General features: G+C 49.9%; 10 protein-coding genes and 1 pseudogene. 1 reads left to right on the forward strand and 10 read right to left on the reverse strand.

The genetic code is table 11. From position 1 onward, the window contains the following. Positions 1-81: 81 nt before the first annotated feature. The 5 genes and pseudogenes from MTP43_RS08385 to MTP43_RS08405 form a co-directional block, all read right to left on the reverse strand. A complete protein-coding gene (locus tag MTP43_RS08385; RefSeq protein WP_097783630.1) occupies positions 82-1,236 on the reverse strand; it encodes a site-specific integrase in 1,155 nt (384 codons plus the stop codon). A 127-nt stretch (positions 1,237-1,363) separates the two neighbouring features. Continuing rightward, complete coding sequence (locus MTP43_RS08390) at positions 1,364-1,651, reverse strand: excisionase (protein WP_015538067.1); 288 nt, start codon at positions 1,649-1,651, stop codon at positions 1,364-1,366. A gap of 212 nt (positions 1,652-1,863) precedes the next feature. Continuing rightward, positions 1,864-3,227 (reverse strand): annotated as a pseudogene (locus MTP43_RS08395) (VapE domain-containing protein). A gap of 79 nt (positions 3,228-3,306) precedes the next feature. Continuing rightward, positions 3,307-4,650 (reverse strand): hypothetical protein, encoded by a 1,344-nt coding sequence (locus MTP43_RS08400; RefSeq protein WP_015538066.1) that lies wholly within the window; start codon positions 4,648-4,650, stop codon positions 3,307-3,309. A 446-nt stretch (positions 4,651-5,096) separates the two neighbouring features. Further along, positions 5,097-5,432 carry a CGNR zinc finger gene (locus tag MTP43_RS08405; RefSeq protein ID WP_015538065.1) on the reverse strand — a complete coding sequence of 112 codons (336 nt, stop codon included), beginning with the start codon at positions 5,430-5,432 and terminating at the stop codon, positions 5,097-5,099. Positions 5,433-6,821: 1,389 nt separating this feature from the next. Between MTP43_RS08405 and MTP43_RS08410 the strand changes: the two genes are divergently transcribed. Beyond that, positions 6,822-8,678, forward strand: a complete 1,857-nt coding sequence (locus MTP43_RS08410; RefSeq protein ID WP_097783629.1) for a DUF262 domain-containing protein — start codon at positions 6,822-6,824, stop codon at positions 8,676-8,678. A gap of 75 nt (positions 8,679-8,753) precedes the next feature. Here the strand turns inward: MTP43_RS08410 and MTP43_RS08415 are convergent, their stop codons facing one another. The 5 genes from MTP43_RS08415 to groL all read right to left on the reverse strand — a co-directional run bounded on the left by MTP43_RS08415 (position 8,754) and on the right by groL (position 16,218). After that, the gene (locus tag MTP43_RS08415) at positions 8,754-12,062 is read right to left on the reverse strand and encodes a DEAD/DEAH box helicase family protein (RefSeq protein WP_113621121.1); all 3,309 of its coding nucleotides are present in this window, start codon (positions 12,060-12,062) and stop codon (positions 8,754-8,756) included. Further along, positions 12,062-12,661: a hypothetical protein gene (locus tag MTP43_RS08420; RefSeq protein WP_249234730.1), complete on the reverse strand. Its 600-nt coding sequence runs from the start codon at positions 12,659-12,661 to the stop codon at positions 12,062-12,064. Before MTP43_RS08420 ends, MTP43_RS08415 begins: the two co-directional genes overlap by 1 nt. Further along, positions 12,654-14,012, reverse strand: a complete 1,359-nt coding sequence (locus MTP43_RS08425; protein WP_249234731.1) for a P-loop NTPase fold protein — start codon at positions 14,010-14,012, stop codon at positions 12,654-12,656. Before MTP43_RS08425 ends, MTP43_RS08420 begins: the two co-directional genes overlap by 8 nt. A gap of 67 nt (positions 14,013-14,079) precedes the next feature. Then, on the reverse strand, positions 14,080-14,295 hold the full coding sequence (locus MTP43_RS08430; protein WP_192918718.1) for a hypothetical protein: 216 nt from the start codon (positions 14,293-14,295) through the stop codon (positions 14,080-14,082). Positions 14,296-14,583: 288 nt separating this feature from the next. Then, the gene (gene groL / locus MTP43_RS08435) at positions 14,584-16,218 is read right to left on the reverse strand and encodes a chaperonin GroEL (protein WP_005923596.1); all 1,635 of its coding nucleotides are present in this window, start codon (positions 16,216-16,218) and stop codon (positions 14,584-14,586) included. Between the last annotated feature and the right edge of the window lie 8 nt (positions 16,219-16,226).

A 16,226-nucleotide genomic window follows, 5' to 3' on the forward strand; every position in this document is an offset into this window, starting at 1 on the left:
AATCTACGCCACTTACCGGGTGATTGGCGTAAGTTTTGGCGTAAGTTTCGGCGTAAGCAATTCCGCTTCATGCGTCGAAAATCACAGGTTGCCGGCGATCTGTTCAAAGGCTCTTTCAACCGATTCAAAGCTGCTGTGCGTGTAGACATCCAACGTCACACTGGCATTGGAGTGTCCCATCAGGTATTGCAGGCTTTTTACATCCAGCCCGGCTTGTTGAACATTGGTGCAGAAGGTGTGTCGCAGCACATGAGGTGTAACGCGCGGAACAGGTTTGCCGTACGCCTTCTCAAACTTTCCCTGCACGCCACGCATATAGTTTTCCAAGTGCATTGCCACCTTCGGCATTCCGGACTTGTCCAGAAAGAGAAATCCGCTGCAGCCATCCACCAGTGCTTCTACCTTTGTGGATGCTCTGGCTTTTACTACACGCCGCAACGCTGCACAAACAGTATCTGTCATGGGAACATTGCGGATACCGCTTTTTGTTTTCGGCGGTGTGACAAAGTAGGGCTTTTCAGCCGTCCGGCAAAGCTGCCGCCGGACATGGATACAGTGCCGTTCAAAGTCGATATCTGCTCGTGTCAGGCCATACAACTCACTCACACGCAAGCCGGTTCCCATAAGAATGACGATATCATCATAATAGTTGCCGCCATAGTCTTGAACGAATTGCAGATATTTCTCCTGCTGTTCTCTGGTCAGGGCATTGCGCACATAAGCGTCCTTCGGCACAACGTCCGACAGCTTGAACTTAAATGGATTTTTGCGGATAATGTCATCCTCTACCGCCATCTCAAACGCCGGTCTGATAACACTTTGCAGAATTCCAATGGTGTTTTGCTTGAAACCGCTGTCATGCAGAAACACGAACCAGCCTTTCGCATCGGACAATTTTACCGTTTTGATGGCTTTTTGCCCGAAAGGGTCAGCATGAATCCGCTTGACCGCTGTGTTGTACGACCGAAGTGAATTGGGTTTCAACCCACGCTTCAGGTTCATATAGCGGTCAACCAGATCAGCCACCGTCATCTCTCCGGCGGCGTAGTCGATGCCGTCTGCCAGATCGCGCCACAGTTCTTCCTCTTTTTTCCGCAGCTCTGTCAGGGATTTAGCGTAAATACAACGCCGTTTCTTGTGGATATCGGTATAACGATAGTCGTAGGTGCCGTTTGCTCTTTGGCTTTCGCCATCCTTCAAAACACGGCCCTTGCTATCTTTGCGCTTTTCAGGCATTCAGAAGCTCCTTTCTGTGAAAAGCGCATCTATAAGGTCAGTGTCAGTATAACACATCAACCATGCGATTTCCACCCGCAGCGAATGAGAAAAGGACGGTTTCACATTTGCAGCCTTTGGCAGCCTCTCAAATAGAATATGCTTGCTCGACAAAGCAATCGAACAGGCGACGTTTGATCAGACGCTTGTTTCCCACCCAAAGGACGAATTTGCATTTATCTTCATTCGTAATTTCACGCAGTTTGTTGATGCCAATGCCAGAGTAAGCCGCAGCTTCCTCCAGCGTTAAATTGCTCTTTTCCCAAATCGGAACTTGTCGGGACTTGGTCCCTCCATCTTGCTGATGCAAGACCGTTCCGTCGCTTAAAGTCCCCACTGGGGACTTCATTGCTTCGCAAACGCGAACTTCCTTCATAGGCAGACCTCCACTTCCTTGTAACCGAACGCCTGTAACCGTGCAGGAAAACTCTCTTTTTCTGCACACAGGGCATCCGGTGGGCTTTATACTTTTTCTTCTCTTTTTAAGGTTACATGGTTACAGAAAGAGAAAAACACAGCAGTCATGCGGTTTTTCCGCCGTAACTGAGGTGTAACCGAACCTGTAACCAGACGTGTAACCGCTGCTCGTCAGAAGGGAAAGCCCAGCTGCTTGGCTTCCGCATCCGTTATTTCGGAGAAATCTTCAGCCCCGGTTTCGGGGCTGGTTACGCGCTCCCAGCCTTTCTGAACGCCGTACTTCGGGTAACGCTTGGCGGTTTTATGAGCCTGCCAGCCTTGAATATCGCCGCGCGAAATTCCGGTGTTCATGATCTCGCAGATAGCACGGGTCTCCCACTCTGCCGGGATGTTCGTGTTGCCCAGCGCTTCCGCATAAAGCTGCTTGGAACACACCCGGTCACCCGTGTAGTCCTCCAGAAAGGCATAGATCATGCCAGCCTGCGCGTCCTCCTGCATGAAGTCCTGCTGATGGACTTGCAGCGTTTCCTGCATGGCGGGGCTGAATGCCAGCTTGTAATTACCGCTGTTGTAAATCGTCATGGCTTCTGCCCAGAGCTGGTCGATATAGGTGCGAGATTCCTCCTCATTGTCCAGAATGTAAACTTCGGCCAGTTCCGCATCCACCGGGATGGGGATGAAGCGGCGGTTGCCCGTGCGGTCACGGGGCAAAAAATCCTGCCGATTGGTCGTACCAGCAAAGACGCACTGGCGCAGACGGTCGGCAGGATGAGTCTCGTAGGGGACTTTATAGGTCTCCTTCTGTTTGCTGAGAAAACTCTTGATCTCCTCGATACTCTTGGCATTGGCGGTGGCAATCATCTCCGACATTTCAATGATCCAGTGACCTTGCAGCTTGCGGTACACGTTGTCGTCGTCCAGCCGCCGCAGGTCATCCGAGAACCATTCATCCTTGACTGCCAGCAACCGGAAGAAAGTGGACTTTCCTGGGTCTCGCCTGTCGGCTCGGTCGGTGCTTCAAAATGCCTGCAGCATTTTGAGGTCGCCACTGGCGACCCGCACCCTTGCCCGCCCACCAGACAGAGCATGGTTTCAAATTTGCATCCCGGCTGGAACACCCGTTTGATGGCTCCCAGCAAGAAAATCTTCATGGCTTCGCAAGTGTATTCGTCCTCCGCAGCACCGAGGAAGTGGTGCAGGACGTGGGCTATCCGCTCTATTCCATCCCATTACAGGCCGTTCAGATAGTCCCGGATGGGATGATAACGGTTCTCGTTGGCAACGATGCGGATAGCAGATTCGATTTTCTTTTCGCTGGAAATGCCGTACTTCTCCATTCTCCGCAGGATATACTTCATGTCAGTGTCGTTCAGCGTCTTGCCGGAGCGGGGCCAGCCCACAGGCTTTACAATGTCAATGCGTTCACTCAAAAGGTTCAGCCGGATGGCATCGGCCAGCACATGGTCGTTCTGCAAAATCGTGATGCAGTTCTGGATCGTCCGCTGGATCTCGCCGTTGGAGTGCTTGGTCAGCATTTCTTTCACATCGGCAACGGTTCGGGGAGCACGTTCTTCTTGATTGACTTCTTTGCTCAATAAACATCACCTCGTACTATTATTGAAAACGACTTTTTGACTTCTCGGCGGTAGGCGGTGCAGATGGATTCCGCTGCGCCTGTTCTGCCTGCAAACGGCTCAACAGTTGCAGAACGGAATCCCGTGCTTTCTCCTTGACCTGATCCCTGCCTTTCTGCCGGACATCCGGTCTCGGGAGCTTTTCCTGCAAGCGAGTAGCAGTGGTCTGCATGGTCTTGAGGAACTTGTCCAGCACGGTGTCCAAACGGTGAGCGGCGTACTCTCTCGTGGCCTGCGGAGCATTGCGTTCAGGGGACAGCAACCACTTCTTCGTGTCCTCGATCATCCGCATATCCTCTTTCCGGGTCTCGGTGCGCACCACGTCCGTCACGACCTCCACCGCCTTGTCGTAAGCCGCAGCCGATACCTCGTCGATCAGTGTTTCCATGTCCGAAACTTTCAGGGTCAGCTTGTCCAGCTTGTTCTGCTGGGCGGCAAGCTGCTCCTTCTGCTTTGCAAGGATGAAGTCCTGCTTTTCCAAATACTTGCGGTTGCCGTACTCCGCTTCTTCCTCCAATTCCAGCCCATGCCGCTTGGCGATCTCGAATAGCATCTTTCGACAGGCGGCATCGAAAGTGATCTTGCGGTTGTTTCGGCGGCTGAGGGGCTTATCCGGGTCGGGCAACTCAAAGCCCAACGCTTCCAACGTCTTTTCCTGCTGGGGTGCCACCTCACCGTATTTGTTCTCACAGTCGAACACATGACGCTCGTGGATGTGGGGTGTGCTTTCGTCCAAATGCAGCGCCCAGTCCAGCACATGAACGTGGTCGCCAAACTTTGCCTTGAACTCCTCGATGAACTCTGTGACGACGCTCAGCAAGTCCTCTGCCGAAGCGTGTTCATCCAACGTTCCGAGCTGATAGATGGTTTCTTCTGGGCAGGTCTTGCGGCTGGACAACAGGTCGGGAATGGAGCGGTTGCGCTCTGTGTGCCGGATCTTGGCGTTGCGCTCGTTCTGGCTTTCAACGAAGGCCGTGTAGTGGGTTTCGTAGAACTGCCGTTCCACATCCGAGAAGGTTACCGCCAGATCGTCCGGGTCTTGTGGGTCAAGAGCCGAACGGAAACCGTGAAAGCAGTCCCAGTAGATGTTGCCCTTGGCTCGTTCCGGGTCGATGTGCTCACTGTTGGCAAGGTTGAAACTGCGGTCATTGTGTTTTGGGTTATAGGTGCCGTGGGTTCCGGCTCGTCCGTTGTGTCGCGTTAATTTCAGATAGACATCCCTCCGTTTCAACAGCTTGGCGGGGAAAGCGCAGCAGCGAAGCTGCTGGATCTGCCGCCATTTTGCGCCAGATAATACCCAGTAGGATATGACGCACAGCATCATATCACTGGGCAAGGCGTTCCCCCTTGACTCCCTTCAACGGGCCATTTTGGCCCGTTGATTTTGGCAAGCTGGCGGTCAAAGATTTGCGAATCCCTGTCCACCAACTTGTCCGGCTTTTTCAGTTGGCCAAAATGACCAACTGATTCTGTTACGGGTAGAATCAAGTGCCGGGTGGCGGCACCTGATTTTCAATAGGCCTTGCAGCGTTACAGGTGGAATCAGGTGGTCATCTTGACCACCTGATTTTTACGAGTGGGAGTGACGTGTTACAGGTAAAACCGAAGTTATCAAAATGAGAACTCCGGTGGCTCTGCCACGGATGAAATCAAGTTACCATTTTGATAATTTGATTTCAGATGACAGCCCCAATTCCCACTTTGGGGATTTGGGAGTGAGCGATTAGGCGTTACGGTAAAGTGGTACTTCCCAAAATGGGAAGCACCACTTTACAGGATAGAAGCAGCATTCGCTTTGCGCTGGCGGTAGTCTTTCTGCCGACAGGCATTGCTGCAATATCTGGCATCTGCCCGAATCGGTAAGAACTGCTCCCCGCAGCAAGCGCAGGTATACTTTCCTCGCTCAACGCGCTTTTTAAGGCTTTTCCGCAGATTCAGCATCTTGTGACCGCAGGTTTGGAAGCTGCAATACTTGCGGTTCCGGGTCTGGGTGTAGATGACCTTGCGGCAGTATTCACATTGGATTCTGCGCACACTGGGGTCGCCATCAATGAAATATTCCATCAGGGTGTCCTGATTTTCACGTTCCCATTGTTCTGTTGTCATAGGCATCCTCCTTTGGCTGTTACGGGTGTGTGGTGGATAATGAAAAGCATTATTTGCCCCAAATGTTACGGGTATATGGTGATTACCAAAATGGTAACCATCACTTTTACATAATAAAGCGTTACGATTGTCTGGTTGGTGATCAAAATGATCACCAACTAAAATCTGTGCGTTATGGCTGGGTGGTAAGTGGACATTTTGTCCATTTACCACTTCCAAGTGGTGAGTTGCGGTTTTCGTAACCCGCCACAGAACGATCGTGTTACAGTAATCTGGTAAGTACCGGAAATCAGCACTTACCAGATTTCACCGTGGCTTGACAAAATGTCGAGTCGAGGTCAAACGTAACACGAACGGAGTCAATGTGGACAAATTGTCTACATTGATTCAAGCTGCGGCCAATTTACCTCATGTAGACAATTTGTCCACATGAGGTAAGCCGTAACACATAAGGTTTTTCTGGTGAATGACACAAAGCGTCATTCACCAGATCAACTGGCCATTTTGACCAATTGATATTGGGTGTGCCGTTCTCCCTGCATGGATTTCCTGCCCCCTTCCGGCGGCGTTTTCCGGCTCTCCCTTGCGGGGTCATCGCCGGGTATCCCATGCAGACGGTCATGCGGTTTTCAAGGTGCGGTGCTGGATTTGGCAATAAAAAATCGCCACACAACAACCTGAACCTGACCATCCCTTCAGGGATGGCCTTGATTCGGGTTCGTTATGTAGCGATAAGAAAGTCAAAAACTTGCTCCGGCTCCTTCGGGAGCCGAGCTGGAACTCTAAGTAAATATGTTATATTAAATTGTTGGGATAGACTACCACAAAAATCGAGCCATGTCAACAAAAAGTTTTGAAAATACGATACTTTCGGCAGCTTGCAAGAAAATGTAAGGGGAACTTTGGCAAAAAGATAGAGAACAAGGTAGCCTATCCTGTTTGATATGGTGTTGTGAACTCGAAAATCATCTAGGTTATGAAATAACCGCCAGTTTCAAGTCAAAGTTGAAAGCTGACGGTCTGGTTTACAAAATGGCTTTGAAATTTGGAAAGCCCCCTAGGAGTCTCCGTAGCGTAAGCCAACAATTCGTCAGCATATAAACGGCATTTCGTTTTGCGGAATGTTTATTGGGAACACCTAAACCCGTAAACCGCATCCGTTAGATGAAGCCTGCACTAGCATACTGTCGCATAACTGTCGCTTGCGATTATGTAGAAGTCAGTATTGGTTTTTCTATATTATTAGCTTTTCAGTCCATTCCGTTTTTTCATCGGTAAACCGCAACTTCCAAATCATAGCGTTAATGTTGATTTTCTGGCTCTTATGGGTTAAAATGAACTTAATTAGCAAATGGTCAAATCCATCCACTGAAAAAGAGGTGACTTTCATTGAGTTTTGAAGCAGATGACAAACACGTCTACGACCTTTTCACCAAGCGTTGTTATGGAACGCCCCGAAACCAGCGACAGTATGTATGGAACAAAAGAAACTGGCAAGAGTTATTTGATGATGTCTTGCTCGTTGCTACCGGAAAAGAAGCAACCCACTTCATCGGAAGTATCGTTCTTTACAAAGAGAACGACCGCAAAAACGGCATCTCATATTTTACAATTGTAGATGGTCAACAACGAATTATTTCCCTAACAATTTTTCTTGCAAGTGTAGCCTTTTGCCTTCATTGCTATGAATTTGACGACGAATTTCGAGGAACAAAGCAGTATTTGTTCACTCGTGACGATTTAAATCAGGAAGCCATGGTCATCAAGTCTGAGCAATATATTGCACTAGAGCGAATTATTACTGGACTCTTTTCAATTTCTCCAAATATGGCAAAGCGTTTTGAAACCGCAGCACTTGTAAAGCAGTTTTCTCAAAACAACAAGAATCTCGCAGCTGCCTTTGTGTTTTTCATAAACAGCATCTATAAACATATTGAAGAATCTACTCTTTCCCCAATTCAAGTCCTACTCAATTTACGAACCGCCATAACGGACAATCTGCTATATGTTGATATTACCGCATCTTCCGAGGAAGATGCGTACACGATTTTTGAGATTTTAAACGCTCGCGGCTCAGCATTGGAAGGGCATGAACTATTAAAGAACTTTATTCTAAGAGGCATTAGACCCGATGGAGATGTCGACACTGCGAAAACCACTTGGTCGGAGATCGAATCGCTTTTAGGTAACAACATCGAACGCTTTGTAAAACATTATGCAACCCACAAATATAGAACCTCTGTTCAGGAAGGTATCAGCGATTATAAACTCATTCGTGATTCCAACAAAGGCATTCCAACTGTTCCGCTTCTTGACGATATTTATCAGAAGTCCATCTACTACAACCGCCTTCTTTCTCCTTCTCAATCTGAGGAATCTGCAAACTGTTCGAATGTTGAATTTAAAGTGTATGCTTTTTTCAAAAAGCATCGGCAAGAACAAATTCGTCCTATCCTTTTAAGTCTAATTCATCAATATGAACTCGGTCACCTCAGCCAAGAGAAGTACGAGGAGACCCTTCTGTTTCTCTATGATTTTTTCATCTGCTATACCATTATTGGACAAGAAAATTCGAACAAAATAACAAATGCGATTTACAAAAATTCCAGTATTCTCGAAAACCACTACTCCGACTCCGCATTGGAATGCTTTATCTCAGAGTTAAAGAATAAACTTCCCAGCAAAGAAGTCTTTCTCAAAGCATTCTCCAATTTAGGGTGGTCACATCACGCTGGGTATTACGACGATGACCGAAACAAGGAACGTGTGCAAGTTGTTTTGGAAGTCCTTGAACGATACAAATGTGCCAGTAAGCAGTGTGCTGCCTTCACGATCGAACATATCTTGGATGATACAAATTCCCCTGAAAATGGCATTATTGGGAATTTGATTCCTCTTGAAGACAGCCTAAATTCACGGTGCAATGGAAAAGATTTCGCCAGCAAACTTAAAATTTATGAAACATCAATGTTTTATACCGCACGGAATATCGCTCAGCGATATGCTGGAAAGTCCACGATTGATATAAATGAGCGGACGAATATCATGGCAATGGACTTCTACAATCGTATCTTGAAATCCAGTATCTGCTCGGTTCAAAAAAACACCAATGATACAAAGATGCGCAAGCAAGGGATCGAAACCAAGTCCACCATCAAAAAAACCATTGGAAACATGATGAAAAAAGCCAATCATTCCACACCTGAAAACGATTTGCCGGACGTTCAACAGCTTTCATTTTTGTAACAGGCATAGCACAAAAAGGCGGCCATCTGCACCCATGCAGACAGCCGCCTTTGTTTTTATGCTGTATTCTATTTGTCAGTCTCTGAAAATCTTATCCAGTTCCCTTTCCATGGTGCCCGCCTTGGCAAATTCCAGCGTATCCGCCTGACGGATATGGTGGGCGGTGATGCCGTGATCCTTTGCAAAACCCAGAATGTAGCTGATGGCAATGCGGTAAATGATCTCTGTCGGGGCAAGCCCATAGACCTGCTTGGCAAAGATATGTTCCAGCCGGGCGTTATCGTCCGGGAAAGCCTGCCGCATCTTCTCGCTGCGGTAAAGGCGCTTGACGATTTCCGTAATGTACAGACCGGACTTCATGTAGGGGTCCAGGAAGGTCTTGCCGGGGTCATCGAAGCAGCCGGGGTTTTCCTGCTCCAGCAGGTCCACCATCTTTTTCACCACCCACTTGGGGGTAAAGATCTGGTTGGTTTTCTGGGGCGGGATGTAATCGAAGATATCCTCGGTGCGGCTCTCGTCAAAGTAATCCGCCAGTTTGACCTTCAGGTTCAAAAACTCCTTCACCGAATCGTCAAACACCACCGGGTCGAACAGGTGGCCTGCAAAATGCTCCTCCTGTCCAGTGGTCTGGTTGATGTACGGCCCGCCGTCCCGCAAAAAACGGAACTGCTCCAGCGTGATGCTGGTGACCTCCTGAAAGACCTTGTCCGGGATGATCCGGTCAAAATTCGCCAGTGTCACGGTCTCGTCGCCGTAGGCCATGAGGAAGGACGGGATGGTGCGGGAAAAGCCCCGGAGATGGTCACGGACGGTGTCCTCGTAGCCCTTTTTCTCCTGCTCCTTCTGGTTGGTCTCCACGGTGCGCACGATGGTCTGCTGCATTTCCTGCGCCGTCTGCTGGATGGTGGATTGCAGGTTTTCCATCAGGGCGGCGGTGCTCTGCTGCTGCTTTGCGTCAAACTCCCGGTTCACCTGCTTGCGCTGCTGGGCGGTGGCGCAGCTTTGCAGCTGCTGGGTGCGCTGGGTCTCCAGCTGGCTCTGGTCGATGCGGTAGTTGTCCACCACCTTGTTCACCGCCACGTCCATCTTGGCTTTGGCGGTGCTCTCGAACCGCTTCTGGTCGGACAGCTTCAGGTCCCGACCATACTCCTGCTTTGCCTGTTCCACCATAGGGGTGATGATTTCCTTGGTGATGCTCTTTTTCAGTGGTTCCAGATACTCTTCTTTGGCAGGAGCCGGGGCATCGGTCAGGTCTTGCAGGGCGGTGTCCAGTGCCGGGGTGCTTTCGTAGATCTTCTCCCCGAACACATCCGCTGCCTTGCCGATGACGTAGCCCTCGTCCAAATCCACCTCGCCCTTGTCGTTCAGGGAGAGGTCTGCGCCGGTCTCCGGGGTGATCTGGATGGGCTTTGCCTTTGCCTCGCTGATGGGCTGGAAGTTTTGCAGAATGTCCAGCACCTCCTGCGGGGCACTGAACACGTTGGAAATGTTCTGGAACAGGAAGTTGCTCTGGAAGCCCATCCGCACCACTTCCTTGGACTTGATCTTCCGGGGAATGCTGAGGACTTTTTCTGCATCCAGCGGGATCATCTCCCCTTCCTCGTCCTCGCCGATGACCGGGAAGAAGTTGAGCAGATTCTGAATGTGCGCCTTGCGCTCCTCGGCGTCGCCCTTGCCGCTGGCGGTGTCCTGTGAAAGGTCGTTGGCGAACTGCTCGTAGATCAGCAGAGTGCGGGCAGGGTCAAAATCGAACACATAGGCGTTCTCTTTGCGGCGGAAAGTGCCGTTTTCGTGGAAAAGGCAGGGGTTCTGGGCACGGAACGCTGCCTGCATATACAGCGCCGGGCTTTTCAGGTTGGAGAGCATCAGCACCGCTGACCACTCCGGGATGGTGACACCGGTAGTCAGCTGCCCCACCGACAGGGTAATGGTCTTTTCGTGGTGGGCGATGGCGGCTTTCACCCGATCAAAACTCTTCTGGTTCTCGTCCGTGTCGTCCAGCTTGCCGTCACCGGCGGCAAGGATCACCTCATAGTCCCGGAATACCGGGTGCGCCTGCAGCTTTTTCGCCAGCGCTCTGGCACTGTCCACCCGGTTCAGCAGCCAGAAGGTGTGCTTCAGTTCGGCACGCAGTTCCGGGGTGGAAAACGGAAATTTGTTCTGGGTGGTCATGGCATCCAGAAAGCGGTCCACCTCGGCGTCGTGCTCAAAGCTGCCGCTGGGCTTTACCTTGAAGAACTCGTTCAGATCAAAGGCAAATTCCTGCGTTTCGCCGTCGATCTCCACCCCCTGCTGAATTTCGTCCCGGATGATCTCGGACATCTGGTAGGTGTAGAGGTTGAGCATGGGAAGGTTTGCGTAGGGGTTCTGCTGCCCCGGTGCGCCCTGCCAGTTCCGCTTGGCGGCTTGCTCGTCGGCGTAGGTCCAGTTGAAGATGGCATCCCCGGCAAACTTATCGTTCGCCAGCGCCTTGAAGGGCGTGCCGGACAGGTGCAGCGTGAACTTGCGGCGAATACGGTCAAAGGCAAGGTCGGTCTTGTAGGTGTCCACGCCCTCGTGGGCTTCGTCGATGACCAGCACATCCCAGTTCAGCTCGGTCAGGTGTTGCAGCTTGTCGTACTCGCCGCCGAAATACTTGGAGCCTTTCATGTCCTGCAAGCTGACGAACTCAATGCGTTTATACAGCTCCTCGCCCTGTGCGGCGGCATCCAGATAGCCCTGCTCGTCCAGCACATGGGGCTGCCCGGCAAGGGCATCCACATGGCTGACAAACAGATAGCCGGACTCCCTGCCCAGAAAGCGCACATAGTCGCTGTACCAGCTATTGGCGATGGCAGGGCGGTTGGTGACGATAAGCACCGTCTGTGCATCGACCTGCTTGCAGAAATCGTAGACGGAAAGGGTCTTGCCAAAGCGGGGCTTGGCGTTCCAGAGGTATTCTCCGCCGGGGTGGCTCTGGTAATAGATTTTGGTGTCGTGGACAGCCCTTGCCTGTTCTTCCCGCAGGGTGTAGGCGATGGCGGCATCCAGCTGCACCCGGCCCCGGTTCATGCGGAAATCCTGAAAATACCGCCGGGACTGCTGCCCATCCAGATGGAACCACTCGTTTTTGCGGTCGTTCTCCACGTTCAGCTTGCGGAGGTAAGCGTGGAAATCGTGGTCGGTGAACACCTCGCCGCTGCCGTCATCGTAGACGGCATTGCCCCGCCACTCCTCATGGTACAGCACATCGGCGGTGTGGGTCTGCTGTTTCAGGCGTTTGTCTACCGACTGCTCGGTATAGCCGATCTTCGTCCAGCCGTTGTGCCGGGCAATTTCCGGGGTGGTATAGGCGTAGATCATGGGCACCACCTGCCGGGCAGTGCGCAGGGTTATGCCAGCCATTATGCCATCTCCTTTATCATTCCTTGAATATAGTTTACTTCTTTACTAGACAAATCATATCTTTCAAACAGTTGTTTGTCTGTCCATTTTCTTGTAAGATCCTGACAAGGAACAAATGCGAATGACGCTTTGCTTAACTGCTGCGTCATTGCAATTTGTAGGATAAGAAATCGAACAAATTGCGTCTTTAAGTAATCCATATAGTTGGTTGCTTCTTCTTTTGAATCAAATGCTCCCGCCACAAGATACGTTTCGGAACATATTTCACCCGGCTTCAAAAGCTCCATCGTCGAAAGAACACGGTACTTTCCATCCTTGGCTGGTTGTCCTGCGTGTTCTGCCGTAAGACGAGAAATGATAATTTTCCATTGGTCAATCATTTCTGTTCCTACCCTTATCTCGGTACTTTTATATGGGCCACGTCCTCCATTGTATCGTAGTGTAATGTCACCGGTTTTCATTGGCTTTGCTGTTGTTGCAAGTCCAAATGGTTTTCTGCTGGAAACCACTTTATCCAGTGTTAATTCTCCATCTTCTTTTACTTTTTTGACTATTTCGGATGCAACTGGATAGCGAATAAATGTTTGAAACTCATTCAAATCTCTGTATGCTGTTGTAGCTTTTCCATTTCGTATGTATAAGCACTTCATCATATATATTACGAATTTTTTCTGTTGCGCCATGGAATTCATTGCTATTGTAATAGTCCAATGGACTTCTTTTATCGCTTCTGTTCTCACATAAAAACATGTTTTTTAAAACATCTCTGTAATATTCAATAAGTTCGTCATCATCTTTTTCCAACACCTGAAACCAATAATCATATTCCCCTGCCAGCTGCGTCAATTCTACACTATTTGATGCTTCATGTAATTTTGCTTTCCAACTTTGAATGTAAGTTTCTATCTCCTCATCAGTTTTGTAATAATTTGCTTTATCACCGGCTTCCTTGAATTTTTGATAATGTTTTTGAAGGGTTTCTTCACTAAGCATCTTAGAGCTTTTAAAATAGTTATAGATATCATCCAATAATGCGCCACTAGATTGAAGACATACATAGTTTGCAAGTCGGACATTTAAATGATTGCTCAAGATATGCCCATCTTTCCGGTATCTGCTGTTAGTATTTTCTTTCTCTATTGAATCGTTTTTATAGTATAACTTATCTACATCTTCTACAACAACAGCAAAGCAGAGCATCTTTACTTCGTTCATAAATTGTTCGTTTTCTATTTTCAGGCAATACTGTTTCACATCATTATAAAAATTTTGAGCCTTTTGCAATGTTCTCAAATTTTTTGCTTTATGATGCATCAAAAAGACATCAATAAATTCTCCATCTATTCCATACACTCCCCACTTAATCGATGCCGAGTGTTCCGTTACCTCAAAGATACGATCAATAGTTTTTTCTTTATACTTATTGAACGTAGTTCTTTCATTTTCATGAATTTCATTTGAATTGGCAATAAGAATAACCTTAATATAGTTGGACTGCTTTAGTTCCTCAATCACTCCAAAGAGTTCCTCCAAATCCAATCCAGCCTTTCGGCGTTCCAAATCGTCAATGACGATAATTCTGTTCTTTTTAAATTTGCTTGCCGTAACTGCAAACAACTCTCGCTCAGATACCGTTTGTGCAAGTGCACTATTCAAGTTTGCAACTTCTGCGCAGAAATTACCGGCCGCTTTGGCAAATCCTTTTGCCCTGCTTGCGATTTTCCCTCCATGAGAAGTACGCAATGCCAACTGAAAAAATGCTTCATGGTATATTTTTTGAACGTCATCCATTCCAAAAAGTGAGATAAAGCACGTTCTGTCCTTCATATCCTCCAGCGCTTTTCTTACCATGTAGGACTTACCAATTCCCCAAGCGCCATCAACTAAGATACATTTATAAGATTGCTTATCAATATTCCTGATGATATTTTCAACATAGTCAGCATTCATTAATTCTACCTCACACGAAAAGAAACTACTTTTATATCATTGTTGCCGTATGCTTCTTTAGCCCATCTCACGTTCTGATGTTACGATACTGCTCGTCGATCTCCTTTATGTTATAGTCCATCAGGCCGGGAATCCCCATTTCGCCGCCACATTCGTTGCAGAAAGCAGCCGTGATTTCAAAAGTATACTCCTTTTCCCGGATGGTCCGGTTGATTTTGATTTTCTTCAAGGTGTAGCTCGTTTCTCTGCGGCATTCTGTGCAGAAGTCCTTTTGATTCTCCAAGGCGGCACACTCCCTTCCGTCTTTACATCCCTTTCTATTATTGTATTCCTATCTCTATTCTTCGTCAATAAAAAACCGCTGACAGTCTGCCGCTCGCAGAATCCATCAGTGGGTTTCATAAGTCTTCAAATCCCCTAGACGCAAAAAATCGGCACCCGCTTTTCAGCGAGTGCCGATTTTGTTACCCTATAGTGCGCTTTGATTTTTGGCGTAAGTGGCGTAAGTTTGGCGTAAATCCGCTTTTGCGCGCTCCAAAAATCAAGGATTCATGCGGTTTTTAGGCAGTTATTAGTACATGCCGCCCATGTCACCGCCGGCAGGTGCGGCGGGAGCCGGGGGTTCCGGCAGGTCAGCAACAAGGCTCTCGGTGGTCAGCACCATCTCAGCGACGGAAGCTGCGTTCTCCAGAGCGGAACGGGTGACCTTGGTCGGGTCCACGATGCCTGCAGCGATCATATCCTCGACAAAGACCTCGTTCTGGGCATCGAAGCCGTAGTTGGGCTTGTTGGCAGAGACGATCTTGTCGATGATGACGCTGCCCTCCAGACCGGCGTTCTTGGCGATCTGGCGCAGAGGAGCCTCCAGAGCCTTCAACACGATCTTGGCACCGGTGCGCTCGTCGCCCTCCAGCGTATCGCACAGGGCGCGCACAGCGGGGATGGCATTGATGGGAGCGGTACCGCCGCCGGCCACAACACCTTCCTGCACAGCTGCCTTGGTAGCGTTCAGTGCATCCTCAATGCGCAGCTTCTTGTCCTTCATCTCGACTTCGGTAGCAGCACCGACCTTGATGACAGCCACACCGCCGGCCAGCTTAGCCAGACGCTCCTGCAGCTTCTCGCGGTCAAAGTCGCTGGTAGCGGCCTCGATCTGGCTGCGAATCTGGGCAATGCGAGCTGCAATGGCGTCCTTGTCGCCTGCGCCGCCCACGATGGTGGTGTTCTCCTTGGTCACCTTCACCTGACGGGCATGACCCAGCATCTGGACGGTTGCGTCCTTCAGCTCGTAGCCCAGATCAGAGGAGATCACGGTGCCGCCGGTCAGGGTAGCGATATCCTGCAGCATCTCCTTGCGGCGGTCGCCGAAGCCGGGAGCCTTAACAGCCACGACATTCAGGGTGCCGCGCAGACGGTTGACAATCAGGGTGGACAGCGCCTCGCCCTCGATATCCTCAGCCACGATCAGCAGCTTCATGCCGTTCTGCATCACCTGCTCCAGCAGGGGAACCAGATCCTGAATGACGCTGATCTTCTTATCGGTGATCAGGATAGCAGCGTTGTCCAGATCGGCCACCATCTTGTCGGTATCGGTGACCATATAGGGAGTCAGATAGCCGCGGTCAAACTGCATACCTTCCACGATCTCGTTGTAGGTCTCTGCGGTGGTCTTGTTCTCCTCGATGGTGATAACGCCGTCAGAGGTGACCTTCTCCATAGCCTCGGCAATCAGACGGCCGATCTCGGGGTCGCCGGCAGAGATGGTGCCGACGCGGGCGATATCGTTGCTGTCCTTCACCTTCTGGCTGTGTGCCTTGATGGTCTCCACAGCGGTGGTAACGGCCTTGCTCATGCCGCGGCGGATATCCATGGGATTTGCGCCGGCGGTAACGTTCTTCATGCCCTCGTTGACCATGGCCTGTGCCAGCACGGTAGCAGTGGTGGTGCCATCGCCTGCGGCATCGTTGGTCTTGGTTGCGACTTCACGCACCAACTGTGCGCCCATGTTCTCGAACTCATCCTTCAGCTCGATCTCTTTTGCAATGGTCACGCCATCGTTGGTGATGACCGGTGCGCCGAACTTTTTGCCCAGCACCACGTTGCGGCCCTTGGGGCCGAGGGTAATCTTAACGGTGTTAGCCAGGGTATCAATACCGGCACACAGTGCCTTGCGGGCGTCCTCGCCCTGCTTGATCTGCTTTGCCATAATACATC

Origin of the sequence: Faecalibacterium sp. IP-1-18 (assembly GCF_023347355.1) — a bacterium.
Classification (GTDB): domain Bacteria; phylum Bacillota; class Clostridia; order Oscillospirales; family Ruminococcaceae; genus Faecalibacterium; species Faecalibacterium prausnitzii.

Excerpts from the sequence above, each read along its gene's own strand:
- MTP43_RS08385 (WP_097783630.1), bottom strand. The coding sequence starts at position 1,236 with ATGCCTGAAAAGCGCAAAGATAGCAAGGGCCGTGTTTTGAAGGATGGC.
- MTP43_RS08390 (WP_015538067.1), bottom strand. The coding sequence starts at position 1,651 with ATGAAGGAAGTTCGCGTTTGCGAAGCAATGAAGTCCCCAGTGGGGACT.
- MTP43_RS08400 (WP_015538066.1), bottom strand. The coding sequence starts at position 4,650 with ATGATGCTGTGCGTCATATCCTACTGGGTATTATCTGGCGCAAAATGG.
- MTP43_RS08405 (WP_015538065.1), bottom strand. The coding sequence starts at position 5,432 with ATGACAACAGAACAATGGGAACGTGAAAATCAGGACACCCTGATGGAA.
- MTP43_RS08415 (WP_113621121.1), bottom strand. The coding sequence starts at position 12,062 with ATGGCTGGCATAACCCTGCGCACTGCCCGGCAGGTGGTGCCCATGATC.
- MTP43_RS08425 (WP_249234731.1), bottom strand. The coding sequence starts at position 14,012 with ATGAATGCTGACTATGTTGAAAATATCATCAGGAATATTGATAAGCAA.
- groL (WP_005923596.1), bottom strand. The coding sequence starts at position 16,218 with ATGGCAAAGCAGATCAAGCAGGGCGAGGACGCCCGCAAGGCACTGTGT.